Source organism: Rhodococcus sp. IEGM 1306, assembly GCF_036541985.1.
Taxonomy (GTDB): Bacteria; Actinomycetota; Actinomycetes; order Mycobacteriales; family Mycobacteriaceae; genus Rhodococcus_F; species Rhodococcus_F qingshengii.
In genome coordinates, this window is record NZ_JAZHFF010000003.1 from 607,180 (window position 1) to 632,867 (window position 25,688).

The 25,688-nt window shown below is 62.4% G+C and carries 21 protein-coding genes and 1 rRNA gene; 10 read left to right on the forward strand and 12 right to left on the reverse strand.

Features of this window, described 5'->3' with window-relative positions; genetic code table 11:
* Nucleotides 1–5 precede the first annotated feature (5 nt).
* From V3587_RS12355 to V3587_RS12370, 4 genes are all read right to left on the reverse strand, one after another.
* On the reverse strand, nucleotides 6–1,115 hold the full coding sequence (locus V3587_RS12355; RefSeq protein ID WP_283376443.1) for a DUF917 domain-containing protein: 1,110 nt from the start codon (nucleotides 1,113–1,115) through the stop codon (nucleotides 6–8).
* Nucleotides 1,112–2,692 (reverse strand): hydantoinase/oxoprolinase family protein, encoded by a 1,581-nt coding sequence (locus V3587_RS12360; protein WP_235171199.1) that lies wholly within the window; start codon nucleotides 2,690–2,692, stop codon nucleotides 1,112–1,114. Before V3587_RS12360 ends, V3587_RS12355 begins: the two co-directional genes overlap by 4 nt.
* Nucleotides 2,693–2,719: 27 nt before the next feature.
* On the reverse strand, nucleotides 2,720–4,087 hold the full coding sequence (locus V3587_RS12365; RefSeq protein ID WP_235171198.1) for a purine-cytosine permease family protein: 1,368 nt from the start codon (nucleotides 4,085–4,087) through the stop codon (nucleotides 2,720–2,722).
* A 165-nt stretch (nucleotides 4,088–4,252) separates the two neighbouring features.
* Nucleotides 4,253–4,984: an SDR family oxidoreductase gene (locus V3587_RS12370; RefSeq protein WP_095973428.1), complete on the reverse strand. Its 732-nt coding sequence runs from the start codon at nucleotides 4,982–4,984 to the stop codon at nucleotides 4,253–4,255.
* A 297-nt stretch (nucleotides 4,985–5,281) separates the two neighbouring features.
* Here V3587_RS12370 and V3587_RS12375 point away from each other — a divergent pair, with 297 nt between their 5' ends.
* A complete protein-coding gene (locus V3587_RS12375; RefSeq protein WP_003941170.1) occupies nucleotides 5,282–5,422 on the forward strand; it encodes a hypothetical protein in 141 nt (46 codons plus the stop codon).
* Here V3587_RS12375 and V3587_RS12380 read toward each other — a convergent pair.
* Nucleotides 5,410–5,736: a hypothetical protein gene (locus V3587_RS12380; protein ID WP_095973429.1), complete on the reverse strand. Its 327-nt coding sequence runs from the start codon at nucleotides 5,734–5,736 to the stop codon at nucleotides 5,410–5,412. The two genes, V3587_RS12375 and V3587_RS12380, sit on opposite strands and share 13 nt — an antisense overlap.
* 39 nt (nucleotides 5,737–5,775) lie before the next feature.
* On the opposite strand from V3587_RS12380, the gene V3587_RS12385 reads away from it, so the two are divergent.
* From V3587_RS12385 to V3587_RS12415, 7 genes are all read left to right on the forward strand, one after another.
* Entirely contained in the window at nucleotides 5,776–6,180 is a 405-nt protein-coding gene (locus tag V3587_RS12385; protein ID WP_283376442.1) for a hypothetical protein, read from the forward strand.
* A gap of 125 nt (nucleotides 6,181–6,305) precedes the next feature.
* Complete coding sequence (locus tag V3587_RS12390; RefSeq protein ID WP_166812646.1) at nucleotides 6,306–6,533, forward strand: hypothetical protein; 228 nt, start codon at nucleotides 6,306–6,308, stop codon at nucleotides 6,531–6,533.
* Nucleotides 6,534–6,608: 75 nt separating this feature from the next.
* Nucleotides 6,609–8,462 (forward strand): BCCT family transporter, encoded by a 1,854-nt coding sequence (locus V3587_RS12395; protein ID WP_095973431.1) that lies wholly within the window; start codon nucleotides 6,609–6,611, stop codon nucleotides 8,460–8,462.
* Between the two features lie 122 nt (nucleotides 8,463–8,584).
* Complete coding sequence (locus tag V3587_RS12400; protein WP_283376671.1) at nucleotides 8,585–12,478, forward strand: Pls/PosA family non-ribosomal peptide synthetase; 3,894 nt, start codon at nucleotides 8,585–8,587, stop codon at nucleotides 12,476–12,478.
* An 11-nt stretch (nucleotides 12,479–12,489) separates the two neighbouring features.
* A complete protein-coding gene (locus tag V3587_RS12405; RefSeq protein ID WP_172436802.1) occupies nucleotides 12,490–13,791 on the forward strand; it encodes a M1 family metallopeptidase in 1,302 nt (433 codons plus the stop codon).
* 419 nt (nucleotides 13,792–14,210) lie between these two features.
* Nucleotides 14,211–14,726, forward strand: a complete 516-nt coding sequence (locus V3587_RS12410) for a DUF1449 family protein (protein ID WP_095973435.1) — start codon at nucleotides 14,211–14,213, stop codon at nucleotides 14,724–14,726.
* An 11-nt stretch (nucleotides 14,727–14,737) separates the two neighbouring features.
* A complete protein-coding gene (locus V3587_RS12415; protein ID WP_095973436.1) occupies nucleotides 14,738–16,309 on the forward strand; it encodes a flotillin family protein in 1,572 nt (523 codons plus the stop codon).
* 47 nt (nucleotides 16,310–16,356) lie between these two features.
* On the opposite strand, the gene V3587_RS12420 is transcribed toward V3587_RS12415, so the two are convergent.
* Complete coding sequence (locus V3587_RS12420; protein ID WP_124569028.1) at nucleotides 16,357–17,631, reverse strand: MFS transporter; 1,275 nt, start codon at nucleotides 17,629–17,631, stop codon at nucleotides 16,357–16,359.
* Nucleotides 17,631–18,275, reverse strand: a complete 645-nt coding sequence (locus V3587_RS12425; protein ID WP_283376441.1) for a GntR family transcriptional regulator — start codon at nucleotides 18,273–18,275, stop codon at nucleotides 17,631–17,633. The genes V3587_RS12420 and V3587_RS12425 overlap by 1 nt, the downstream gene beginning before the upstream one ends.
* Nucleotides 18,276–18,450: 175 nt before the next feature.
* On the opposite strand from V3587_RS12425, the gene V3587_RS12430 reads away from it, so the two are divergent.
* A complete protein-coding gene (locus V3587_RS12430; RefSeq protein WP_283376440.1) occupies nucleotides 18,451–19,572 on the forward strand; it encodes a GGDEF domain-containing protein in 1,122 nt (373 codons plus the stop codon).
* A 14-nt stretch (nucleotides 19,573–19,586) separates the two neighbouring features.
* On the opposite strand, the gene V3587_RS12435 is transcribed toward V3587_RS12430, so the two are convergent.
* From V3587_RS12435 to V3587_RS12450, 4 genes are all read right to left on the reverse strand, one after another.
* A complete protein-coding gene (locus tag V3587_RS12435) occupies nucleotides 19,587–20,384 on the reverse strand; it encodes an SDR family NAD(P)-dependent oxidoreductase (protein ID WP_283376439.1) in 798 nt (265 codons plus the stop codon).
* A 38-nt stretch (nucleotides 20,385–20,422) separates the two neighbouring features.
* Complete coding sequence (locus V3587_RS12440) at nucleotides 20,423–21,121, reverse strand: class F sortase (protein WP_283376438.1); 699 nt, start codon at nucleotides 21,119–21,121, stop codon at nucleotides 20,423–20,425.
* Nucleotides 21,122–21,251: 130 nt separating this feature from the next.
* Nucleotides 21,252–22,706 carry a hypothetical protein gene (locus tag V3587_RS12445; RefSeq protein WP_283376437.1) on the reverse strand — a complete coding sequence of 485 codons (1,455 nt, stop codon included), beginning with the start codon at nucleotides 22,704–22,706 and terminating at the stop codon, nucleotides 21,252–21,254.
* Nucleotides 22,707–23,328: 622 nt separating this feature from the next.
* Nucleotides 23,329–23,787, reverse strand: coding sequence for a carboxymuconolactone decarboxylase family protein (locus V3587_RS12450; RefSeq protein WP_283376436.1), 459 nt, complete (start codon nucleotides 23,785–23,787; stop codon nucleotides 23,329–23,331).
* Between the two features lie 49 nt (nucleotides 23,788–23,836).
* Here V3587_RS12450 and pdxR point away from each other — a divergent pair, with 49 nt between their 5' ends.
* Nucleotides 23,837–25,228: a MocR-like pyridoxine biosynthesis transcription factor PdxR gene (pdxR, locus tag V3587_RS12455; protein ID WP_283376435.1), complete on the forward strand. Its 1,392-nt coding sequence runs from the start codon at nucleotides 23,837–23,839 to the stop codon at nucleotides 25,226–25,228.
* Between the two features lie 161 nt (nucleotides 25,229–25,389).
* Here the strand turns inward: pdxR and rrf are convergent.
* Nucleotides 25,390–25,506: ribosomal RNA gene (gene rrf / locus V3587_RS12460) — 5S ribosomal RNA — on the reverse strand.
* Between the last annotated feature and the right edge of the window lie 182 nt (nucleotides 25,507–25,688).

Here is a 25,688-nt window from a genome sequence, read left to right on the forward strand (position 1 = left end):
GCTCGTTATTCTGCCAGCACGGGTTGCTCGAGCGTCTCCACCGGCCGGAACGGCCGATCGAGTCCGAAACTCGCCGGACCGAAGACCGCCAGTGCCTCGGGTGTTCTCATGATGGGTGGAGTCGCGATCCCGATGACCGCGACGCGCTGCCCGTACCGCAAGCCCTCGGTGGTGATGGGTTCGGCAGTGTCGGCCTCGACGATGCAGATCAAGTCAGGCACGATGGCCACCAGCACTCCGGATTGCACGGCGATCAGATTTTCGTTCTGGAATTGAACTTCCAGCTCTTCGTCTCCGACGCCGGCGATCCGCACCGAACCTCGAGCGAACCCCTCATCGGTTCGCCGGTCGACATCGATCACCTTGCCGTGAAAGAGAACTCGCCCGTATCCGTAAAGCGTGTCGGAGAGACCGTCCACCAGCGCCTGAACCGGGTCCACCCGCTGCTCACGTGAAAGCCTGATGGACCGACCGATGGCCAAGGCCAACGACAGAGTCCGTGGGATCGCCGTCCGCTTCACATCTGCACCCGTCATCGAGTACTGCGCGATATGCGCCATCCCACCGAACCTCGACGTCACCCCGCGAGCGAGGCCCTCCAATCTGCTGTTGTCGCTGCCGGTGTCGAAGATCGCCACCTCGTCGTGCTCGTTCGCCATGGCGAGCGGACTCGCCGAAATCCCGTACACCGAGAAGGTTTCCATCTCGAGCTGAGGAAAGGCTCGTCCCATCCCGTCGGCGTCGACAACCGGCAGTCCGCGCCGCGCTGCCACCAGCAACGGAATCATCGAATTGATCCCGCCGCACTCCATCGGCATCGTGGCATCTGCAGTTCGCCCCGTGTGCTTCTCCAACGTGATCAGCGCCAGCTCGGGTTCGGTTCCGCGCGGCATCTTCTCGACCACGACGGTCGGTGCACCCATCTGCGCGACGGGGATCACCCACGCGTCGTCGTCGAGCTCCTCCGGATCCAGAATCGTGATTTCACCGGCTTCCCCGAGCGCCTGCGTGACCAACATCTTGCCGACGAACGGATCTCCCCCGCCGCCGGTCCCCAACAGAGCTGCGCCCCTGGCGAGGTCATCGAGGTCTGCCGTTCGTAGTGTCCAACTCATCGTGAGCCCTCCTGACCGGTGGAGACCAGACCACTGTGCAGTGCCAGGTCACCGACTGCCTTCACTCGAATACGTGTTGCGTTGCCCGGCAGGTACGGAATCGGGACCTCGTCGAACTCCACGATCTGCACGGACTCGGGTCGTGCGCCTGCGGCCACCGCCCGATCGATCGCCTCTTGACGGGCGTCGTCGGCAAGAACGTGACGGTGACCGTCCCGCACCGCTTCGACACGATCGACTTCACCACTGACCTGCGCGATGGCGGCGCCGATCGCGTTGGCGACGTCGAAACGCTCAGGGCGAATCACCGTGCCCAGGCCGGGAAGTTCACGCTCCAGCAATACCGATCCGCCCCCGACCGCCACTACCGGTAGCGGATCCGACGTGGTTCGCATCTGCTCCACGGCGTCGGCGACTCTCCGCGAGATCCGTTCGAGCGCCGCCGACACCAGGCTGCGGTCGAGGTGCGCCACCGCATGGCGATCGCCGACGTCGGCCAAACCTGCCGCAACGGCGATGTCGGTGGCCGTCAACGTGTCTCCACCGAAGACGAGTGCCCGTGAACCCAATTCATATCCCACCGATCCGGGCCCCACCGTGAGTCCGTCTGCATCCACCAACGAACCACCGCCGATGCCGATCGAGAACACATCCGGCATACGGAAATTGGTCCGCACCCCGGCCACGGTCACCTCGGTGGTTGCTTCTCGCGGAAAACCGTTGGTCAGTACACCGACGTCCGTGGTGGTTCCGCCGATGTCGATCACCGCACAGCTCGCCAGACCGGACAGCACAGCGGCACCGCGCATGGAGTTGGTCGGTCCCGACGCGAAAGTTGCTACCGGATAACGCCTTGCGTACTCGATGTCCATCAAGGTGCCGTCGTTCTGGCTCAGATACAGCGGTGCGACGATGCCGTGCTCGACCAATGAACGGGCGAGTCCGTCGACGATGTGATCGGCGAGCTCGCGCAGAGCAGCATTGATGATGGTCGCGTTCTCGCGTTGAAGCAGACCCACTCGACCGATCTCGTGCGAGAGCGAAATTGCGACGTCCGGTCCGAGTTCCTCTCGGATGATTTCAGCGGCAGCAACCTCGCATTCGAGATTGACCGGAGAGAACACCGAAGATATTGCGACCGAACGAGTACCACTGCGAGCCATATCGGCAGCATGGCGACGAATCTCGTCGGGATCCAGCGGCGAGATACGACGACCGTCGAACTCGTGCCCACCGTGAGCGAGGTAGTGCCTTCCCTGCACAGCGGAGACCAGGTCTCGCGGCCACCCCACCATCGGGGGCAGCGCGGCAGTCGCCGGAAGTCCCAGTCGCAGCGCCGCGGTGGGAGCAAGCCCGCGCTGCTCGATGAGAGCATTGAGAAAGTGCGTCGTACCGATCATCACTGCTTGAACAGCATTGGGAGAGAACGAGTACTGCTGCTGCAGCGCCGTCAGCGCTCCGCCGATTCCGCCGGTGATGTCCTTGCTGGTCGAGTGTTTGACATGCCCGATGACGGTGGTCCCGTCCATCAGGACTGCGTCGGTGTTGGTGCCGCCGACGTCGATTCCGATTCGCATCGCGAACTCCTTTCTACAGTTGTAGTGCTAGTGCGTGAGTGCAGACGAGCCCGAAGGCTTCTGCGGCGCTTCGGTTGCGGTGCGTCCGACTCCGCGAATCAGGCCGAGTCGACCCGCGACGACATAGAGAACAAATGCCGAGGCCACCGCGTTGATGGATGGCAGTCCGAAGGTGCTGTAATGACCGATCAGCGCCGAGACTATCCAGATCACCAGCGTGGCCGGTACCCAGGTGGGTGCCGAACTCGGTAGGGTGCCGGCGGTGCGACTCTCGTCCAGATCCTTGCGCCAGGTCTTGACGATGAAGTATTCCGCCACCATGATCCCGGCAATGGGCGGGAAGCCTACGCCCAACAGGATCAGGAAGTCGGTGAACGAGTTCAGGATTCCGGCGGCGGCGAGGATCGAACCGGTGACGCCGACAACTGCCGTGACAACGGCGCGGTTGATCCTTCGACCGAACACGACGTCGATGAAGTTCACGATGCCGAGACCCGAACTGTAGAGGTTCCAGTCGTTGATCTTGAAGGTGCCGAGAACGATGATCAGAACGCCGACCCAGCCGACCGACGAGAGAATGATCGTGGCGATGTCGGAGCTGCGAACGGCATGCGCGAGAAGTACGCCGGTCAGCCCGATCACGTATTCACCCAACGTGATTCCGACGAGCGTCTGCTTCACGACGTCGCCTGCCGTGCGATTGAAGCGCGTCATGTCGGGTGTGATCACCGCGCCGGCGATGAAACCGCCTGCGACGATGGTGGTTCCCGCAAGAAAGCTGAGCTCCGGCCCGGCCGGAGCAGATGTCATCAGATCCGACAGCGAGTGATTACGTAGTTCGGATATGACGGCCCATCCCACCAGGATCAGGAACAGCGGAACGGTGATGTTGGCGATCAGCTGCATGGAGCCGAACCCGCGCAGGACTATTGCAGTGATCAGGAGACCGAAAGCCAAAGCCCACGCCCATTGCGGCAGGAACGGCATGATCCCGTGCAACCCTGATGCAGAGACGGCCGATTGGATGCCGAACCAGCCGATCAGGCTGACCCCGATCACCAGTCCGATCACCGCCGAGCCTGCATGACCGAACCCGCACCAGCGCGCGACCACCGACGTGTTGAGCCCCTCACGAACTCCGATGATTCCGATGAAGATACAGACGACTTCGAGGATCACCGCGCCGACTGTCAATGCCCAGAAGGCATTCCAGAACGTCATACCGTAACCGAGCGTCGCACCGAGCAGGAACTGCGCGAGTGCCGACACCTGACCGAATCGCTGTACTGCCACCGAAAACCACGAATACCGTGCTTCGTCGGGTACGCGGGTGAGCGCGTAGTCGTCACCGTCGGACACCTCGCCGCCGCCGGCGGTTGTCGATGCTTTGTTCATGACGGACTCCTCGAATAGTTGGGAAGTGTTCTCGGAGAAGACGGTACGAATGTGTCCGGGGTCACGCCTATGGGCGAATCGACGTTTCTTCGTGTTACGACAATGCATTTCGCACAGTCTCGATTTCACGCAGTCGCGATTCCACAGTCGTCATGTGGCACGGGTCTAGCGCAACGCGTACCCGCCGTCGGGGTAGAGGGTGGAACCCGTTGTGTACGTGTTGGTGAAGAGATAGAACACTGCTTGTGCGATCTCGTCTTCGTTCCCGACGCGGCCGAGGACGTTGTTCTCTGCACTCCACGTGAAGGCCGCCTCGCGAACCTCTGCCGGGCGCTGAGCCCAGAGATGCCCGTCGATGGTTCCGGGCGCGACGGTGTTGACGCGAATCGGCGACAGCTCGACCGCCAACCCGCGTCCGAGCCCCTCGATTGCCGCATTGGCTGCCACATATGCCGCAGCGGCCGCTGGCGGCCGCACACTGGCAGCGCCGGACATGAGGACCACCGACGCGGTAGGGGTCAGCTTGTCGAGCGCAGCGTGTACGACGCGGTACTGCCCCCAGAACTTCGATGTGAACGGCGACGCCGCATCCTCGACACTCTGTTCACGAAATGAGCCGACCTGGTAATCGGCAGCCGTGGTGAAGAGCGCGTCGACGCTGGGGATGTTGGTGAAGAACGCTTTCACCGAGTCGTCGTCCGAGGTGTCGACGGTGAACCAGTGTGCGGCTTCACCCAGCTGCGAGGCCGCTGCTTCGAGTTTGGATGCGGTTCGGCCACCGAGCACAACCTGCGCGCCGGCGTCGACGGCAAGCTGCGCCACTCGCAGCCCGATGCCCGTTCCGCCGCCGATCAGGACGACGGTCTTGCCTGAAAGAAGAGAAAGTGTAGTTGTCATGCAGTGACTGTAGAAGCCGCTAAAACGACCCGATATGTGCAGAATGCACCGATTTCACGACCACACGGGGCAAAGTGCCCAGACTCATGTGGTCCAGCGTCCTGGCGGAGGTTCCGCAGATGTGTCGTCAGCGAGCGGAAGCGGTTGGTCGCCGAGAAATGCCTCCAACAGCCCTCGACGACGTTTGCTGCGTCGACGTTGCCATCGCATCTGCTCCCGTTCGAGTTCGCTTGTAACAAAACAACTCCCACAGCCGAAAACATCGGTGAACCGCAACAGCGAAGGGAAGTAACGAATATGGGATCAGCAGACGTAATGGCCTGGCTCGCCGAGGGTTACCTCGCCGGCGATCCGATTCGCTATCCGCTCTATGTCGGATCGATGTTCCTGGCAATGCCGTTCCAGCTGATCGGCGTGATTCTGGGTCACCCCTTCTGAATCGTCACATCAGGCCAGGGCGGTCGACGTAGAACGGCCAGAGTCGCGATCACGGCGGCCGCCAACCCGATGAACTCCCCCATCAGAGCCGCCCGGGTGTGATCGACAGCCGGTGACCACGACGGCTCACCCTCGTGGATCGAGAACACTCCCACTGGCACCGGTATGGGGTCTCCGCGCCACCGCCGATGCAGACGCGAAACCGTGATGATCGTCGTTCCGTCGCTGGTCTGGTGCGGTTCTCCGAAAATCGTCGAGGCCCCTGATTCCCCTCGAAATCGCTCCACCGCATCACGAATCTCCATGATCTCCATCGTCGCACCGAAACAGCACCCCTGTGCGAGTATCGATCGATGGCCGAGTGGTGGAATCCGAGCAGGCGCGTCGAGCGATGGTGGCAGACGATCACGCTGGCTTGGCTGCTCGTTTTCTTCGGCCCAAGCGCCTTCGACAAGGTCATCACGGAACCCACAGCTTGGAATTGGGTATGGTTCGCGATCTGGCTTTTCGCGACGGTCGGATCTGCTTACTACACCGTCCAAGCCTGGCGAACCAGGAACAATCCGCAGCCGGCGTGGCAGGACGGGACAACTGCCCCCTCCGAAGTACCCGCCGACGACGTCCGCAATGCACTCGCGTCGACTGACGACCGCATTCCGGCAATCAAGGCACTACGCGAACTACATCCGGGCTTGGGCCTGAAGGATGCGATGGATCTGATCGACGCCCAACGAGGCGAACAGGGCCCGCAGCACTGATAGTTGCGACCATCACAATCACAGTTAGGTATCGGCGTCTCACTGCCGGGATCGAGCGAGCACGCCAGGAGTTAACCACCTGACAGACAGGCTGTTTCACCGAGTTTGACAGATACGATCGATCAGTGAGCGTCGACCTGACCGATGCAGCTCACCGTACCAATCGAATTCGCCTTTCGGCGTTCCACGAACAGCTCAATTCGGCTATTGTTCAACGATTTACAACAAGATCAGCGTCTACCCACGACAATTTTCGCGACAGTGCAGCATCATTCGCTCAGTTGAGTTTGACCGAACCTTGGCGTTACGTTGAATTTCAAAGCAATAGCCCGGTCTTGACTGCGATGGTGTGAGCGAAACGCCCACCTACGCGTGACACGTGGCCGCCCTGACGGGCGCTGTGAATGCCTGAACGTTCGAGGAGTGGAATGACTGCGGTCAAAACTGCGTGGCGTGAACTACGGAAACCCGTGTTCATTCCCGCGTCGATAGTGATCTTTGCCCTGATCGCCTTTGCCGTGATCTACGCGGGAACCGCCGCGGATGCTTTCGAAACACTCAACAACGTGATCAGCGACGGCGTCGGCTGGTGGTACATCCTCTCCGCGACCGGGTTCGTGATATTTGCTCTCTACTGCGGAATCAGCCGTATCGGCAACATCCGATTGGGACGCGACGACGAGCAGCCCGAGTTCGGAATGCTCTCGTGGTTCGCGATGCTCTTCAGCGCAGGCATGGGTATCGGCCTCGTGTTCTACGGAGTAGCAGAACCGCTTTCGCACTACGTGACTCCTCCCGTCGCCGGGCAGATCGCCGGATCCACGGATGCCGCGGCCAATCAAGCAATGGAACTGACGCTGTTCCACTGGGGCCTGCATGCATGGGCGATCTACGTCGTCGTCGGTCTTGGTCTGGCGTACATGACCTACCGCAAGGGTCGTCCACTGTCGATCCGTTGGCTGCTCGAGCCACTCCTCGGACGCGCTCGCATCGAAGGAAAGATCGGCCATGCCATCGACGTCGTCGCCATCGTCGGCACGTTGTTCGGCGTCGCTACGTCGCTGGGATTCGGTGTCCAGCAGATCTCGGCCGGCCTCGACTACCTCGGCTGGGTGGAGACCGACAACTGGTTGGTCATCACCATCATCGTCATCGTGACGGGCATGGCCACCTTCTCGGTGGTCTCCGGCGTCACCAAGGGCCTCAAGTGGCTCTCCAACATCAACATGATGCTCGCTGCAGCGCTGGCCCTGTTCGTCCTGATTTTGGGACCGACACTGTTCCTCATGCAGTCGTGGGTGCAGAACCTCGGCGGATACGTCCAAGCCTTGCCCGAGCTGATGCTGCGCACGTCCCCGTTCGCCGAGGACGGCTGGCAGGGCGCATGGACCATCTTCTACTGGGGTTGGTGGATGAGCTGGGCACCGTTCGTCGGCATGTTCATCGCGCGCATCTCACGCGGCCGCACCATCCGCGAATTCGTCTTCGGCGTGCTGCTCGCCCCCACGCTGGTCGGTTCGCTGTGGTTCACGATCTTCGGTAACTCCGGCATCCTGCGTCAGCGCAACGAGGGCACGATGCTCGACGCATCCGGCGCCGTGGACACCAACACGTCTCTGTTCACGCTTCTCGACGGACTTCCGCTCGGAACGATTTCGAGTGTCCTCGCGATCGTCGTGATCGTGTTCTTCTTCGTCACGTCCGCGGATTCCGGCTCGATCGTCATCGACATCCTCGCGACGGGTGGCAGCCTGGAGACGTCCAAGATCACGCGCGTCTACTGGACGTTCCTGTCGGGCGCCGCCGCCGCGGTTCTCCTCATCGTGGGTGGCAGTGGATCGCTGACCGCGCTGCAGACCGTTGCCATCGCCACCGCTGTGCCGTTCTCGGTCATCATGGTGCTCGCGTGCCTGTCGATGCTGAAGGCGTTCCGGTACGAGGTCGCTTCGGCACCGCGCTACCTGCGAGTTTCGACCAATACCCCGGCGTCGACCGACGTTCCACAACCCACCGAGAAGCGGCTCCGCGATCTGAAGATCTCGTCGACCTTCGCCGGTCTGACCCCGTCGCAAAACGGGATCACGACGGAACCCTCCGACGCCCACATGCTCGTCGCGGTGCACGAAGTTCCCGCCCATGCGGTCAACATCGACCCGGACACCGGCGCCGTCGACTTCTCCGAGGATTCGAAGGTCGTCGATCCGCTGGGCGGAGAGGTGTTCGACACACCCGAGTTCGCCGACTCGGCAGAAGGCCACGCGCAAGCTGCCAGTACGGACTGACCGGCACGTTCGGCATGTTGCATTAGGCATATCTGTTCACCAACTCGCAAACTTGTCATGAGACTTTCAACTCGACAGTTCGCAGGACTCTAAGTTTCGTGAGTAGAACAGGACCAACGGGTTTGCCACTCCAGTCGCAGTCGGAGACGGAACAGTCTTTCGGGATTCCGTCCGTATTCCTACGGTCGGCGCATGCACCTGCGCCGCGCACGCTCATCGACATCGTGCGGGCCTCAGCCGAGGCCAACCCGGAAGCACCTGCCATCGACGACGGCGACACCACACTGTCGTACTCGGAGTTGCTCGACGAGATCGAGCTCGGCGCACGCTGGCTCGGTGATGCCGGCGTCGGCGCAGGTGACCGCGTCGGAATCAGGATGCCATCAGGTTCACGGTCTCTGTACGTGGCGATCCTGTCGATCCTCGCAGCGGGCGCAGCGTACGTGCCCGTCGACGCCGACGATCCGGAAGAGCGCGCCGAGTTGGTCTTCGGTGAAGCGCAGGTAGCGGCGATCATCACCGGCGACGGTATCCAGCCGGGGACGGCGCCGAAGCGGCTCGAACATCCTCCGGTTCGCGAACCCGAACCCGACGACGACGCCTGGATCATCTTCACCTCCGGGTCTACCGGCACCCCCAAGGGCGTCGCGGTCACGCATCTCAATGCCGCGGCGTTCGTCGACGCCGAGGCGCGCATGTTCCTCCAGGACGAGCCCATCGGACCTGGTGATCGCGTCCTCGCGGGACTGTCCGTGGCATTCGACGCGTCCTGCGAGGAGATGTGGCTCGCGTGGCGTCACGGCGCCTGCCTCGTTCCGGCGCCTCGTTCCCTGGTCCGCAGCGGCATGGACCTCGGCCCGTGGCTGGTCTCGCGTGACGTCAGCATCGTCTCCACCGTGCCGACCCTTGCCTCGCTGTGGCCGGCCGAAGCTCTCGAAGCCGTTCGGCTCCTGATCTTCGGCGGCGAAGCCTGCCCACCCGAGCTGGCCGAGCGCCTCGCCGTCGAGGGCCGCGAGGTCTGGAACACATACGGGCCCACCGAGGCGACCGTCGTGGCCTGCGGCGCGCTGATGGACGGCAAGAGCCCCGTCAGCATCGGACTCCCCCTCGACGGTTGGGACCTTGCCGTCGTCGACGCGCAGAGCAATCCCGTCGCGGTCGGTGAGGTGGGCGAGCTGGTGATCGGTGGCGTCGGCCTGGCCCGTTACCTGGATCCCGCGAAGGACGCCGAGAAGTACGCGTCGATGCCCTCGCTCGGGTGGGAACGCGCCTACCGAAGCGGCGACCTGGTCCGGCTCGAGACCACCGGCCTGATGTTCCAGGGCCGCGCGGACGATCAGGTCAAGCTCGGCGGCCGGCGCATCGAACTCGGTGAGGTCGACAACGCCTTGCAGAACCTGCCGGGCGTCAGCGGCGCTGCCGCCGCCGTGAAGAAGACGGCTGCCGGCAATCAACTCCTCGTCGGGTACATCGCGAGCACGGATCCCGACTTCGACCTCAAGGCAGCTCACGCTCTGCTCAGCGAGCAGCTACCAGCGGCCCTCGTGCCGCGTCTGGCGTTGATGGACGAACTTCCGACGCGCACGTCGGGCAAAGTCGACCGCAACGCGTTGCCCTGGCCGTTGCCCGGTGCCGGTGAGGACGCCGGGGCCGCGTTGGGGCTCGACGGCACCGCTGCCTGGGTTGCCGGTCTGTGGGGTTCGATCCTGGGCGCGCAGATCACCGGACTCGACGACGACTTCTTCGAAGTGGGCGGCGGATCCCTCTCCGCTGCTCAGTTGGTGACCGCCCTGCGCGAGCGGTTCCCCGAAGTGACCGTCGCACAGCTCTACGACCATCCACGGTTGGGGTCGCTCGCCGAATATCTGGACGAATTGGCGCCCACCGCAACTGTGGAGCCCCGCATCGTCGCTCCCACACCGTTGAAGACTCAGCTGGCGCAGATCGCCGTCACCGTTCCGCTCACGACGCTCACCGGACTGCAGTGGGTGACGTGGCTGGCGATCGCGAACAACGTCCTCGGCTGGTTCGTCGACATCAGCTGGGCTCCCACCGTCTCGTGGTGGTGGATCCTGTTGGCGTTCATCGTCTTCATCACGCCGATCGGGCGCATGACCATCGCCGTCGTCGGAGCGCGCCTGCTCCTGCGCAAACTCGAACCGGGTACGTACCCGCGAGGAGGTAGCGAGCATCTGCGTCTGTGGATCGCGCTGCGGCTCACCGAAGCCAGTGGCGCAGCCAATCTTTCGGGTGCTCCGTGGATGCTCTACTACGCACGTGCCCTCGGCGCCGACATCGGCAGCGGCGTCGATCTCCACACGCTTCCCCCGATCACCGGCATGCTCGAACTCGGTGACGGCTGCTCCGTCGAACCCGAAGTCGACCTCTCCGGCCACTGGATCGACGGCGACGTCATTCACATCGGCGAGATCAAGATCGGCGACGGCGCCTCCGTCGGTTCACGCTCGACTCTTCTGCCCGGCGCGCGTATCGGTCGGGACGCCGTCGTCGAACCCGGATCTGCGGTGTTCGGTCGGGTGAAGGCAAACCAGCAGTGGGCCGGCTCCCCCGCCACCAAGGTCGGGAAAGCGAATCATCCGTGGCCGGCCGAACATCCGAAGCGCGCACCCGGTTGGGTACCGGTATACGGCGTCACCTCGGTCTTCCTGGCCGGAATGCCGATCTTCGCTCTGATGGCGGGAATCGCGTTGATCGGTTGGTGGATTCGCGACACCGACACGCTCGCGAGTGCCGTGCTCCAATCGCTGATCATGCTTCCGGTCGCGACCATCTTGAGTTTGCTCGTCTTCGCAGTCATAACACTGGTGGCCGTTCGTCTTCTCTCGATCGGGCTGACCCCCGGTTACCACCCTGTCCGCAGCCGCATCGGCTGGCAGGTGTGGGCGACCGAACGCCTGCTCGACTCGGCCAGAACCTTCCTCTTCCCGCTCTACGCGAGCCTGCTGACGCCGGGATGGCTCCGCCTCCTCGGCGCCAAGATCGGCAAGAACGTCGAAGCATCCACCGTGCTCCTCCTTCCCAAGTTCACGACGGTCGCCGACGGCGCATTCCTCGCCGACGACACCATGGTTGCGAGCTACGGCCTCGGCGGCGGCTGGATGCACATCGAACAGGCGAAGATCGGCAAGCGCGCGTTCCTCGGCAACTCCGGTATGACCGCTCCCGGTCGACGCGTCCCCAAGAACGGTCTGGTGGCGGTTCTGTCGGCTACCCCGTCCAAGGCGAAGTCCGGGTCATCGTGGCTGGGTAGTCCACCGGTACGACTGAGAAGGGCTGCGGGGGACACCGACGCCGCCCGTACGTTCAATCCGCCGATGCGCCTCAAGATCGCCCGCGGAGTGGTCGAAACCTGCCGACTGCTCCCCGTGATGGTCACGTTCGGCATCGGTCTCGGTGTTCTGTTCGCCCTCGAAGCACTGGTCGGTGCAGTCGGATTCTGGTTCGCTGCGCTGCTGAGCGGGGTAGTTCTGCTCGTCGCCGGAGCAGTGGCGGGCGCGATCACCATCGCCGCCAAGTGGATCGTCGTCGGACGCATCGCCAAGGTCGAGCATCCGCTGTGGAGTTCGTTCGTCTGGCGCAACGAGGTAGCCGACGCATTCGTCGAGACCGTCGCAGCGCCGTGGTTCGCGCGGGCGGCGACTGGTACCGCCGTACTGAACATCTTCCTACGTGGGCTCGGGGCAAAGATCGGCAAGGGCGTTTGGTGTGAGTCGTACTGGCTACCCGAGGCAGATCTTGTGACTTTGGGCGACGGAGCAACGGTGGAACGGGGGTGCGTCGTGCAAACTCACCTCTTCCATGATCGGATCATGTCCATGGATACCGTCACCCTGGGAGCAGGAGCAACGCTGGGACCGCACTGTGTCGCGCTACCCGCAGCCGGCATCGGCGCGGGAGCGACGGTAGGGCCTGCATCTCTGGTGATGCGAGGTGACACCGTTCCGCCCTCCACCCGCTGGCAGGGCAATCCGATTGCGCCGTGGGTGGCGTCGTGAAGCCGAACAGAATGCTCGAGGAGCCCATCGATCCGTACCTGCCACACAACGGCAACCGCGGTTACCGCGTGTCTCGGTACGAACTGGAACTGACCTACAAGGTCTTCAGCAACCGGCTCGCCGGCAAAGCTGTCATCACCGCAGTCACCACCGAGAGCAGATCCAAGTTCAGCTTCGACCTCGCACAGAACCTGCAGGTGTCGAAGGTGTCGGTCAACGGTGCCCGCGGCACGAAGTACGCGCACCAGAACAACAAGCTGACCGTCACGCCGTCCGCCAAGATCCCCGCCGGCGGTGCATTGTCGGTCACCATCGCCTACAACGGCAATCCCGAGCCGATCAGGAGTCTGTGGGGCGAAGTCGGCTGGGAGGAACTCGACGAAGGAATCCTGGTCGCAAGTCAGCCCAACGGCGCGGCGTCCTGGTTCCCCTGCGACGACCACCCGATTTCCAAAGCGTCGTACCGCATTTCGATCACCACCGATTCACCGTTCTACGCTCTCGCCAACGGCAAGCTGATCCGCAAGCAGACCCGCGCGAGTCAGACGACGTGGGTCTACGAGCAGACCGAACCGATGGCAACCTACCTGGCCACCATTCAGATCGGCCAGTACGAGCATCGGCAGGTGAGCGCCGGCCCGGTGCCGGTCTTCGCCGTTCACCCGCCGCGGCTACGCGCAGCGTTCGACATCGATTTCGGTCGTCAGCCACAAATGTTGGAAGTCTTCGGAAAACTGTTCGGCCCGTATCCTTTTGCCGACTACACGGCTGTCGTCACCGACGACGAGCTCGAAATCCCCATCGAAGCGCAGGGGCTTTCGATCTTCGGAGCCAACCATTGCACAGGTAGGCGCGGCTCCGAACGTCTTGTCGCGCACGAGCTTGCCCACCAGTGGTTCGGTAACAGTCTCACCCTCGGACAGTGGTGCGACATCTGGCTACACGAAGGCTTTGCCTGTTACGCGGAGTGGATCTGGTCCGAGAATTCCGGTGGCCCGTCCTCTGACCAACTGGCCGCCAACGCCTATCAGGGACTCCGGCGGAAACCCCAGTTCTTGATCATCGGCAATCCCGGTCCCGCCCACATGTTCGACGATCGAATCTACAAGCGGGGCGCGTTGACTCTGCACGCCCTGCGCGGCGTTCTCGGAGACGAGAAGTTCTTCGAACTGATCCGCCAGTGGACCACGAAGCATCGACACAGCACGGTCAGTACCGAGCAATTCACCGATCTCGCTTCACGTTTCACCGATACTCCACTGCGGCCTCTGTGGGACGCTTGGCTGAATCAACGCCTGTTACCGCGGCTGTGACGCACTGGTTTTTGACGAACAGGCTTCGACGAACGGACCTCGACGCGCGCCGCCCGATGATCTGAAACAGTCGGGCGGTGTGCATGTACGGCCAGCGCGCCGTCGGCGACCGGCGCCATCACGGCAGGCAGTGCGCCGATCCCTTTCGGAAGATCCAGCACTTCGCTGTTCACGAAGTCCATCGATGCACTCACACCAGCGGCATCGGCACGACCTGACGCAATGTCGAGCATCGCCGGGCAACAGTCGACCGGGGTGACCTGATTTCCGTTCCGCAACGAGCCGCTGCACACCACGCCGAAACATTCCGAATGCGCCGATTGGCTTTGTCTTACCTTTACTATATAGATGGGCCGAGGGACGACCCCGACAACAAAAACTTCAGGGCGCGCTTCCTCGACAGGTAGATCGGGGGATCGATGTTCGTTGTATTCACAATATGTTTCGTGATCGGAGTTGTCGCTCTGATCGGAGCCTTTGCCGTCGGCGAGGTTGCGGATCTGGGAGGCGGCCACGCAGACGGGCTGCCATTTCTGAGCCTGACAACGTTGGCCACAGCACTTTTCGGCTTCGGCGCCGGCGGCGTTGCTGCCACTCTCGCGGACGCTCCGACGTTGGCAACAGTGACTGCAGCACTCGCACTCGCCGCCGTTCTCGTTGTCGTCACGCGCGGCCTTCTCCTTCCCTATCTCCTTGAACAACAAGATAATTCGCACATCGGGCGAGCTTCATACTCCGGGCTGTTGGGCACGGTCACCCTCACCATCGCAGCCGAAGGTTGGGGAGAAGTCTCGTTCGTCGACGCCGAAGGCAATCGCGTGCAGGCCAAGGCCGTCAGTGCACAGCCGATCGCGCTCACCACCGGCACCACCGTCTACATCGCCGATGTAGACGATCAATACCTTCACGTCGTCACGGTTGACGACGCGATCTAAGGACTCGATACATGCTGCCAATCATCATCATTGCGGTTGTAGTCGCGGTAATCATCTTCATCGTTCTCCCCGCGATCTACGTGAAGAACTACGTCAAGGTCCCGCCGAACGAAGTGGCGGTCTTCACCGGTCGAGGCAAGCCGAAAGTGGTACGCGGCGGTGCCCGGTTCAAGATTCCCGGCATCGAACGCGTCGACATCATGTCGCTCGAGCCGTTCAACGTCAGCATCAACCTCAAGAACGCGCTCTCCAACGACGGTGTTCCGGTCAACGTCGAAGCAGTCGGACTGGTACGGATCGGCTCCGCTGACGAAGCGGTTCAGACTGCCGTGCAACGATTCCTGACCTCCGACCTCGACGAACTCCAGCAGCAGATCAACGAAATCCTCGCAGGTAGCCTGCGTGGAATCACCGCAACCATGACCGTCGAGGACCTGAACTCCAACCGCGACTCCCTCGCCCGCAGTGTGGTCGAGGAGGCCGGCGGCGACCTCGCCCGCATCGGCATGGAAGTCGATGTCATCAAGATCGCGGGAATCTCCGACTTCAACGGGTATCTCGAATCGCTCGGTCAGCGTCGAATCGCCGAGGTCAAGCGTGACGCCGCGATCGGAACCGCTGAAGCCGAACGTGATTCGCAGATCCAGTCGGCAAAGGCGCGCCAGGCAGGGTCCGTCGCCCAGGCCGAAGCCGACACCGCGATCGCGAGCGCGAATCAGAAGCGCGACGTCGAACTCGCTCGTCTGCGAGCACAGACCGAAGCCGAGAACGCCGAAGCCGACCAGGCCGGACCTCTCGCGCAGGCAACAGCGGAGAAGGCCGTCGGCATCGCACGTGAGCAGGCCGAGGCGGCCCGCGTCGAAGCTCGCACCGAGGTCGAGCGTCGACGCGCCCAGCAATCGGAAGCCGCATTGCAGGCAGACGTCATCGCGCCGGCCGAGGCCGAACGGCAAGCTTCCATCGCACGCGCAGAGGGCGAGCGACAGGCTGCGATCCTCCGCGCCCAGGCACAGGCCGAGTCCGCGAGGCAGGCCGGTGGCGCTCAGGCCGATGCACGAAAGCTCGTCGCCGACGCCGTTCGCTCCGAGCAGCAGGCTGACGCAGACGGTCTGCGAGCACGTCTGGAAGCCGAAGCTGACGGCCGCAAGGTAGCGGCCGACGCAGTTCGCGCCGAGCAGCAAGCCGAGGCAGATGGTTTGCGCGCCAAACTCGAAGCGGAGGCTGCGGGTAAGCGTCAGATCGCCGAGGCACTCAACTCCTACACCCCGCAGGCCGCGCAGTTGCTCACTCTGCCTGACGTTCTGGCGGCGCTGGTCGACGCCACCGCGGCGGCAGCGAAGCCGGTCGGCGACATCGATCGCATCTCCATCGTCGGGGGAAGTGACGGGGCGCAGGGTTCGATCGGCTCGATCCTGGGCATCAGCCCCCAGGTGATTGCCGGCGTCATCGAAACTCTGGAGAGCTCAGGCGTCGATATCACCGGATTGCTCAACGGCCTGAACAAGACCGCATCGGTTCCGGCTGGTACGGCACACAGTTCGGTTCACAGTTCTGAGAACGGGTCCGCAACTGTAGACGCGTGATTGATCCCGGTCCGCCGACTCTCACCGGAGTCGGCGGGCCGGCGGCATCAGAGAGCCGGAAGATGCGAACGTGACTTGAAGAGGATCAGCACAAGGCAAGCAGCCGCGGCAACGGATCCGAACAGGAGCGTCACCGTATAGCTCAGCGCCGGAATGCTTTCCGACAGCATCGCCAGCAGTGCCGGCACGGCAAACCCGATATAGGTGATCGAGTAGAACACTGCCGTCAGCCCTGCCAGATCATCCGGCCCCGCAATTCGCTGGATCTCCAGCAATCCGGACACCAATGCCATGCCATACCCACAGCCGAGAATCGCTGCAGCGACGATCGCAACCGCCACGGTCAGCGTCGACGCGACCAGAGCGGCAGCCGCCATACCGACCACCAGAAACACCAGCGCCACCAGAGCGCCCCGCGCGCTGCGGTCGGTATCGATCTTGCGCCCCAATGACTGAATCGCGAACCCGCACGTCAGCGCGACCATGCACAGCAGAGCCGAAAAGGCCACGGGCGCATCGCCACTGTGCCCGGTCATCAGCGATGGAATCACTGCATACGCGACACTGGCAGCACCGAACACCCACGGGGCCAAGGGAACAACGACGTAGAGGAATCTGCGATGACCTGCCGAGGGGATCTTGAGGTCGTCGATCAACCTGCGTCGCTCGGATTTCTCCTGCGCCGGCCGGGTTTCGGGCGCACGCCACAGCGCCACGCCCGCAACCACGGTGATCACGATGTGCAGCACGTACGCCAACGCACTCGGCATGGGCGCCCACTGCGCCAAGATTCCCGCAGCACCCGCACCCAAAGCGAAGCCGGCGGTCAGACTCATCGCCGCTCGTCGGGCGCCCGCACCTTCCGACGCCGCCGAATCCCAGGGCTGCGTGGACAACTCCTTCACCCACGAACCGCCGACGGCCATTCCGATCCCCAAGGCGATTCCGCAGAGGATCCTTCCCAGAATCAGGACAGCGGCGGAGTCGGCACCGAAAGCGAGGAGCGTCGACCCGGCGATCGCGATGATCGGCGCCGGAAGCATGATCGGGCGTCGGCCCAATCGATCGGACAGCGGTCCGCCGAGCAGGAGAGCCGGCACGATCCCGACCACGTAGGCGAAAAGGAAGAAGTCGACCATCACCGGCGAATAGCCGTGGTCGAGTCGGTACATCACCAGCAGTGGCGTGAACTCGTTACCACCCCACGCTGCAGCGAACATGCTGGCGGCGACGGTCAGCCACAGCCATTTTCCGCCGTCGGCGCGTGCACTGTCGAGACGAGGTTCGGCCGCGGTCCCAGCGCCCATCGTTTGGGTGCTCATCACAGAGTTCCTTCGAAGCCGAGTCCATGCACCTGGCGCATGTGCGTGAGTACGGCAGTGTTGTATCCGTCGGCATCGCCTGTTTCGACAAGGTCGGTCAGCGCGGTGTGATCGACAAGGATGCGAGAGAGTTGGCCGGGGTCGCGTGAGATCGACCGCGCTGTCATCCGCCGTTGCCTGTCGCGCAGACTCGCGTAGAACGAGTCGAGCAGTGGGTTCCCACCGGCGGCAACGATCATCTTGTGAAAATCCGCATCGATCGCGCTGAACGCGGCAACGTCCCCGCGATCAGCAACCTCACGTTGCTCGATCAGATTCGCGCGCAACGCTGCGACAAGCGCTTCGCGTGCGTGCGGTCGGACCGACACCACTCGAACACTCTGAGTCTCGACGAGTTGCCTGGCACTGACCACATGTTCCGCCTCCCCGTCCGCGACCGGGACGATCAACGCCCCCTTCTTCGGGTAGAGGCGCATCCAGCCTTCCGCTTCCAGTCGCAGAAATGCCTCACGCACCGGCGTTCGGCTCACATTGGTCCGTGCGGCGATGTCACCCTCACTGATCAACTCCCCTCCGGCGAGCTCGCCGGACAGGATCAGTTCCTTGACTTCGCGGAAGACGGTTTCGGAAGCGGAATACAACATAGACACAAGATGTATTTATACTCCACGCTGGCCCAACCCAGACATGCGGGTCGCCGATCCGAACATCTCGGTCCAATGCGGCATCGATCCAGTTAGCATTGCAAGGTGCCAGACAGCCGAGGAGTCAGTTCGCGATGATTGGCGCACGCTCCCGCCTTCGCAGACTGAAGCACTCATGACGTCGCAGATGAAGTCCATGAGGACGCTGACCCGCGAGTGGTTAGCTCTTCCCGATCAATACGACCGCTTCACTCGCTATCTTCGCGACAACGGCCTCACCACTGCCACCCGGCTATTACTTGGCATCATCGTCATCGGGTTGGGCGTGTGCGCGCTACTCAACAGGTTCAGCCCCGCCGGTCCGACGAGCACTATCGCGCTGTTCTTCAACTCTGTCGTCGTGATCTCGTGCTTCGTGGTCGGAGTCTCCTGGTGGGTCTTCGGCCCGACCAAGCGGCGTTCGTTCGGATTCGTGGTGTTCTGCGATATCGCAGTCACGATCTCCGTGGTCGGGGATTCCTCGCAGCTTGCACGATTGCTCACCTGCGTCATTTTTGCGCTGATCGGCATCTACATCGCCTATTTTCACAACCCGAAGCTGCAGGTTGCCCACCTGGTCTTTTCAGTAACGATAATCGGGATCGCGGCGCAGCCGATACTGTTCGGCCCGGACCGCGATCCGGCACTGGGTGCTTCGAAAGTGCTGGTCGTCGTCACCGCACTTGTGGTCTGCGCGTTCATCTCACAGATCGTGCTGACGATGCTCAGCATGGACGCATCCAGCTCCGACCTCGACCCCCTGACCGGCCTCCTGAACCGTCGCGGCCTCGATCGCCACGTCGAGAAGGTACTCGCGGAGTTCCAGCGCCAGGAATCGGCAGCCCTACTGGTGATCGCAATCGACATCGACAGGTTCAAGACGATCAACGACGTCCACGGTCATGACGTAGGCGATCGCATCATTCTTCGGGTGGCACAGCGCTTGTCGGCCTGGGCGCATGCTGATGCTGTCGTCGCGCGGGTCGGCGGCGACGAATTCATCCTCGCTCAAAGACTTTCCGTGCCGGCAATCGGTCCGATGCTCGACTCGATCGGGCCTGCCATGCACTCGAATACCGACGAGATCCCGTCGACGTCGAGCATCGGAATCGCCGTGCGCACACACAAATTGACCGCAGGTGAGGCGCGGGCAACCGCGTTCACGGATATGCAGAAAGTCGCCGATTCGGCGATGTACGAAAGCAAGAGACTCGGCGGCGGACGCGTGCACACGATCGTCACCACCGCGAGCAGGTAGCAGCACGCGAGTTTTCAGTAGTAGACCGGCCCCGGCACTCCTCCGCCCGCTGCCACTGCGTCACCGGCGATAGCGATGCTTCGCGGCGATGCCAGGAAGGTCACGACGTCAGCCACCTCTTCCGCGTCGATGATCCGGTGTATCGAGTTCGTCGCGATACCCCGCTCCACCTCGGCCGCCGAGCGGCCCGACTCTTCCGACTCGCGGGTAATCCGTGCGGTCAACCTTTCGGTTCTCGTCACACCCGGATGGACGACGGTGACGTTGATTCCCTTGGGGCCCAGCTCGTCTGCAAGATTCTTGGTCAGCGCAGAAACACTGACGTTGCGGATCGTGTGGGCGATCGAGGTGGCCTGCCTCGCGCCCAACCCACTGATGTTGATGATCCGACCCCAACCCTGATCGATCAGATACGGCGCCACAGCCCGTGCGGTTCGCAGGTACCCGAGTACTTTCACTTCGACTTCGTCTCGCACGACGTCGTCGGTGGTCGCCTCGAAATCCGTCGGCTTTCCGGCGCTGAACGGAGTCGCTGCGGAGTTGACCAGAATGTCGACACCGCCGAACTCCTTTACTACTTGCCGCACCGACGCCTGAACCGCGTCGTCGTCGCGTGTATCCGTCACGACTCCGATCGCACGAATTCCGAACTCCGAAACCAAATCTCGTGCAACGCTTTCGACCGTTTGCTCAGTGCGTGCGAGTATCGCGATGTCGACACCTTCAGCGGCCAGACCCCTGGCGATTGCCAGACCGATCCCCTTGCTACCACCGGCAACGATCGCACGCTTTCCAGACAGGTGAAGATCCATACCTGCGACACTATCCAACGGGCACGATTTCCAATGCGTCAGACCATCAGGTCCGCGTACAGATAGACGTTGTCGGCGTAGTTGCCCACACCATCCTCGAATTGCAGTTCGCCGCCGCAGGTTACGACTGCCAACTTGCGAGGGCCTTCCGGGCCGGCCAGCACGCTTTCCTCCACACCATCGGCCTTCGGGCGCGTCGTAACCGCAGTCACCTTCCACGACGTGCTCTTGCCCGTCGCGTCTGATGTACGGATCACTTCACCCGGCTCGATCGTGCCCAGGTCGAACAGCGCACCGTTACCCTGGCCGGTCAGATTGACGTGTCCGGCAATCAAGGTCGTGCCGGTGGCGGAATCGAGAGATGCACCATCGAGCCAGATTCCGACGTTCTTGACGTTCTCCGGCGGAGTGAGAACTCCTTCCGGCACGGTGGCGTCCACGATCGGCGCCTGAACCCCGACCGGGTCGAGCGAAAGGGTGTTGGGAGTCATCAACTCATCAGTGGGCGCTGCCGGATTCGCGGAGTGCGACATGACAACTCCCGGACTCAGCGGGATCGCGCCACTGTCATCGGATGATCGCAGGCCGACGAAGGCCATGAAAGCACCAGCGACAAGCACCGCGACAACGGCCAGGATGTACGCGACACGACGCCCCTTGCCGGTGTTCGCGGGCCGATCATCGTTGGGATCGTCGTATGGATTGGATGGATTGGGATCCGACTCGTACATGGTCATCGAACTGTCTCCTGCGGGATGAGGTGCCCCCGGCACCTCTTGCGAATTGACGCCCCCCTGCGTCTGATCAGTGCCGGCACCGATCACACAGCCTGTGATCGGTGCCGACGTCTACTGCATGTGCCTGGTGTCAGGAACGCTTACGTCGGAGAGCAACTGCTCCGGCAGCAGCCATTCCGACAAGCCCGAGGCCGGTCACTGCGACGGCGACGTTACGGCCCGAATTCTGTTCAGCAGCACCACCGTCGATGGCAACCGGGCGAGGTCCGGTGGCAGGCTTCGGAGTCGTCGGCGCCGGAGTTGCCGGCGTGGCAACGGGCTGCGAGGGAACAGGGACACCCGGAACTACCGGCACGACCGGCACAATCGGAACGATGGGCACGATCGGAACAATCGGCACGATCGGAACGACCGGGGTTACAGGCGTCGTAGTGGCCGGGGTCGTCGTCGACGGTGTCGTGGTTGCAGGTGTCGTTGTTGCGGGTGTCGTCGTGGGCGCTGCGGCATATCCGACGCTGGCAGACGCATTCATCGAAGCCGGCCGAACGGTGTCGAACGACGCGAAGATCTGGCACTCTGCCCCGGCGGTGTTCCAGTGCAGGTTCTCGACCGAATCCGGAATGACACTTGCGGTCACGGAGTAGTCCCCGGCGTTTGCGGCGGCGAGGCAAAGATCAACGGCAGTCGGTGCATCTCCGCGACCGTCAACGGTCAACTGGTTTCCACTCAGCGTCGCCTTGGCATTGTCACCACAGACAGTGAGTTCCGTTCCCGCCGAGGACTGAACAGTGATCGGCTTCCGGTACATATTCGTGTTCAGAGTGAAGACGGCGGTCTCCCCGGCCTTCAGAGTGCCCGTCGCCGGCGTCTTGCGGGCAAGGTCAAGCGTTTGCGTCACGTTCATGATCTCGACGATGCGAGCTCGCTCGTCGGCGCCGATGTTCCTGTCGCACAGGCCTTTGAAGTCGGCCATCAGCGGATTGTCGTAGTCCGAGACACACCACACCAGCGTCTGGCGCGCCGAACGTGCATTCTCACTGCCATTGCCCGAAACAGTGCCGTCGAGTTTGGCGGGATTTTGCAGCAACCAACTGATGACAGCGAGATCGTCGGCCGACAAATCGGGATTGCCCGAAGACGGCACCGTCGCGCCCATCTCGTCGTTGTGCTTGTCGACCGGCAAACCATTTTCGTCGACGCCGGAACACGGATCGAGATCGAAGTCCGTGCAGTACATCCATTCCGACTTCGCAATTCCGTCGACGTCGCGGACACCGCAGACCGGAGCATCCACCGCCGTCGAGGTACCTCGATCGGTGGTGCCGTACATCGGCACGATGTTGCCGTCGTTGTAATGGTCCAGTCGAACGCCGGAGATGTCGAGCATCTGCTCCGAGGGTGTGTACTCGGTGCCCTCGCACAACCCGGCGGTGAACGCCGGAGCGGCAGCGGTTCGCACCGGCAGTGGCGCGGAGACGGCCGGCGAAGCAAAAGCAACGCTACTGCCGGCCACCGCTACGGCAATAGCTGCGGTTAGCGAGAGTCGGAGAGCAAGCGGCCTCCGCCGTGAACCAGACACAGTCATCAAAGCTTCCCTTTCAAGACATTTCGGTAGCGGGGAGGTTGCCTGGAATTCCAAGACCACGCCGTCCAGCACTCACTTCCGAGAGGATCGGCCAGCTACTTTTGGCAACCGGCCAGTTACTAGATGGCAATGTAGTGCATGTTTCAAGAAAGTCCACCCATGCTCCGAGCAGGCGAACGTCGCGAGGCACTACGGTCGACAAGTTAGCCAAGTCGGTGACTGGAATCTTGTCCAACCGCACAACCGTCACGATCAACCCAAAAATGGCTCACACAACCCCGAAGATCACGGCAATCCTCGACTGCTAGCCAGTCGATAACTCACGGTTTCCCGGGAAACCCACAGGAAGGGGCGCTTTCGGTCCGCACACAAAAGAAGGGGCCCGCATGGCGGGCCCCTTCAGTGGATAATTCAACAGAGACTGCTTTGTCGGAATCCCGACAATCTGCGGGCGTCCGGCATAGCCTTCCGACCCAAGGCTATGTGATTTGCATCACATTCAAAGATTCAGTCGGTTTTGTTCACAGCAGAAAGCAATCTTTTGGTCCTCTTTGGAGTGATTGCCCAGATCTCCGACCGAGACAGCCGGTCGCCGATCGCACGTGACGAATGCGGCTCGGGGTCAGCTCCGTACCCGCGGCGCCTTCCTCGTGGTCACCGCGATGCGATTCCACGCATTGATCGTCAAGATGACGCTGATGAGCTGGGCCAGTTCCTCGTCCGTGAACTCTGCGGCCGCCTCGCTGTACACCTCGTCCGGAACGAAACCGTCGGTAAGGACTGTCACGGCCTCGGTCAAGGCGAGTGCGGCGCGTTCGCGATCGGAGTACATCCCTCGCGCCTCTTCCCACGCGTTCAGTAGGTAGAGCTTCTGCTCCGTCACTCCGACCTTCCGAGCATCACGCGTATGCATGTCCAAGCACCACGCACAATGATTCAGCTGCGACGCGCGCGTGAGTACCAGCTCGACGAGCGTCGGCTCCAGCCCCTTTCGCGCAGCGGCATCCAACGCAATCATGGCCTTGTAGACCTCGGGCGCCAGCTTTGCGATATCCAGTCGTTGTCCTGTTGCTGTAGTCATACTCAAACCGTAATCCCGGAAAGACCCCGAAACATGGTTCAATCCGGTGATGAATTCATGGGCCAATCTTGGGTTCGATCTACATATCGAGTTGCCACAGGGAATCGGGGTTCGCACTGCGCTGCTTCAGACGCTTCGCGACGCGATCGACAGTGGACTGTTGAAGCCCGGCACCAGACTCCCACCTTCCCGCACCCTCGCCGTCGACCTCGGAGTTGCCCGAAACACTGTTGCGGACTGTTACGCCGAGCTCGCCGCAGCTGGGTGGCTTGTCACACGGCCGGGTTCCGGAACCGTGGTCGCCACACTCGCCAGCACACACAGTCGCGAGGTCGAGCCGTCACCGACCCGACGGCGCTTGACCTACAGCCTTCTCCCCGGATCGCCGGACGCGTCGGCGTTTCCCCGCACTGCATGGATTTCGTCCGCCAGACGTGCTTTGACCACCGCACCGACCGACGCATTCGCGACCACTGATCCCAGAGGCCGAGTCGAACTCCGAAACGCCCTCACCACATACCTGAGCCGCACCAGAGGCGTTCGCGTCGATCCGAACCGCATTGTGATCAGTGCCAGCTCGGGTCACGGGGTCTCCCTCCTTGCCCGTGCACTCGGAGGAACGATTGCCGTCGACGCCTTCTGCCTTCACCTGCACCGACAGCTACTTGCCGACGAAGGGCTTCTGACGATTCCCATATCGGTCGACGAATCAGGCACTTGCACAGACGAATTGGCGTCAACCTCTGCTGAGAGTGTTCTGCTGACACCGACCCATCAGTTCCCCCTCGGAGGCCCCCTCACACCGGCGAGGCGCGCGACCGCTCTCGAATGGGCCGCGACTACCGGCGGCGTCATCATCGAGGACGACTATGACGGCGAATTCCGTTACGACAGAAAGCCGGTCGGCGCACTCCAAGGAATTGCGCCGCAGCACGTTGCGTACCTGGGCACTGTCAGCAAGACACTGTCGCCGGCCATTCGCATCGGATGGATGGTGTTGCCGGACAGGCTGATCGATCCCGTCCTCGCAACAAAGGGACCCTACGAACGCTGGGTCAGTTCAACGGATCAATTGACCTTGGCGGACTTCATCGAGTCCGGAAGATTCGACAGTCATATTCGAAAGATGCGGACCTCGTACCGACGACGACGCGATCAACTGGTTGCGACCCTTGCGCAGCGAGTACCCCAGGTCAAGGTCGAGGGGATCTCCGCGGGACTTCACGCTGTGATCCGTCTTCCCTCCGGCACCGAACAATCTGTGCTTGCAGCGGCGAAGGCGCGCGATCTCGGGCTCGAAGGGCTGTCCGTCTTCCGACATCCCGACGTGTCGTCAGTCGGCGGTGACGGCATCGTCGTCGGCTACAGCACGCCGACGCAGTCGCAGTACTCGAGGACGCTGGACGTGCTCTGCGAGGTGCTGCAGGCGGCTCTGCGATAACGCCTGTCGGCCCTGCCCTGCCCTGCCCTGCCCCGATCGTGTGAACGGTACGTTCGGTCGATCTGAGGCGATGAAGGTACCGTTCGCTCGCGGTCGGGGTGTGTTTTGGGTATGAGAAAGCCCCCCAACCATGACTGGTTGGGGGGCTTCTCTTACAGTGTGTTCGGCGGTGTCCTACTCTCCCACACCCTGTCGAGTGCAGTACCATCGGCGCTGAAGGGCTTAGCTTCCGGGTTCGGAATGGGACCGGGCGTTTCCCCTTCGCTATGACCGCCGTAACTCTATGAAACTGTCACAGTAACCAACCTGTGATCCAGATCCTCCACACACCCACCACCGGTGAATATCTCAGGGGTGGTCGATGATGGATGATCGAAATCAAGGTATCTGTGTGTTGTTTCAGATACCGCACAGTGGACGCGTAGCTTCTTTGTGGTAAGTCCTCGGCCTATTAGTACCA

Excerpts from the sequence above, each read along its gene's own strand:
- V3587_RS12385 (WP_283376442.1), top strand. The coding sequence starts at position 5,776 with ATGGCCGAGTGGTGGAATCCGAGCAGGCGCGTCGAGCGATGGTGGCAG.
- V3587_RS12410 (WP_095973435.1), top strand. The coding sequence starts at position 14,211 with ATGTTCGTTGTATTCACAATATGTTTCGTGATCGGAGTTGTCGCTCTG.
- V3587_RS12375 (WP_003941170.1), top strand. The coding sequence starts at position 5,282 with ATGGGATCAGCAGACGTAATGGCCTGGCTCGCCGAGGGTTACCTCGCC.
- V3587_RS12355 (WP_283376443.1), bottom strand. The coding sequence starts at position 1,115 with ATGAGTTGGACACTACGAACGGCAGACCTCGATGACCTCGCCAGGGGC.
- V3587_RS12420 (WP_124569028.1), bottom strand. The coding sequence starts at position 17,631 with ATGAGCACCCAAACGATGGGCGCTGGGACCGCGGCCGAACCTCGTCTC.
- V3587_RS12440 (WP_283376438.1), bottom strand. The coding sequence starts at position 21,121 with ATGACCATGTACGAGTCGGATCCCAATCCATCCAATCCATACGACGAT.
- V3587_RS12360 (WP_235171199.1), bottom strand. The coding sequence starts at position 2,692 with ATGCGAATCGGAATCGACGTCGGCGGCACCAACACCGACGCAGTCCTG.
- pdxR (WP_283376435.1), top strand. The coding sequence starts at position 23,837 with ATGAATTCATGGGCCAATCTTGGGTTCGATCTACATATCGAGTTGCCA.
- V3587_RS12365 (WP_235171198.1), bottom strand. The coding sequence starts at position 4,087 with ATGAACAAAGCATCGACAACCGCCGGCGGCGGCGAGGTGTCCGACGGT.
- V3587_RS12425 (WP_283376441.1), bottom strand. The coding sequence starts at position 18,275 with ATGTTGTATTCCGCTTCCGAAACCGTCTTCCGCGAAGTCAAGGAACTG.
- V3587_RS12380 (WP_095973429.1), bottom strand. The coding sequence starts at position 5,736 with ATGGAGATCATGGAGATTCGTGATGCGGTGGAGCGATTTCGAGGGGAA.
- V3587_RS12435 (WP_283376439.1), bottom strand. The coding sequence starts at position 20,384 with ATGGATCTTCACCTGTCTGGAAAGCGTGCGATCGTTGCCGGTGGTAGC.
- V3587_RS12395 (WP_095973431.1), top strand. The coding sequence starts at position 6,609 with ATGACTGCGGTCAAAACTGCGTGGCGTGAACTACGGAAACCCGTGTTC.
- V3587_RS12445 (WP_283376437.1), bottom strand. The coding sequence starts at position 22,706 with ATGACTGTGTCTGGTTCACGGCGGAGGCCGCTTGCTCTCCGACTCTCG.
- V3587_RS12430 (WP_283376440.1), top strand. The coding sequence starts at position 18,451 with ATGACGTCGCAGATGAAGTCCATGAGGACGCTGACCCGCGAGTGGTTA.
- V3587_RS12370 (WP_095973428.1), bottom strand. The coding sequence starts at position 4,984 with ATGACAACTACACTTTCTCTTCTTTCAGGCAAGACCGTCGTCCTGATC.
- V3587_RS12450 (WP_283376436.1), bottom strand. The coding sequence starts at position 23,787 with ATGACTACAGCAACAGGACAACGACTGGATATCGCAAAGCTGGCGCCC.
- V3587_RS12415 (WP_095973436.1), top strand. The coding sequence starts at position 14,738 with ATGCTGCCAATCATCATCATTGCGGTTGTAGTCGCGGTAATCATCTTC.
- V3587_RS12405 (WP_172436802.1), top strand. The coding sequence starts at position 12,490 with ATGCTCGAGGAGCCCATCGATCCGTACCTGCCACACAACGGCAACCGC.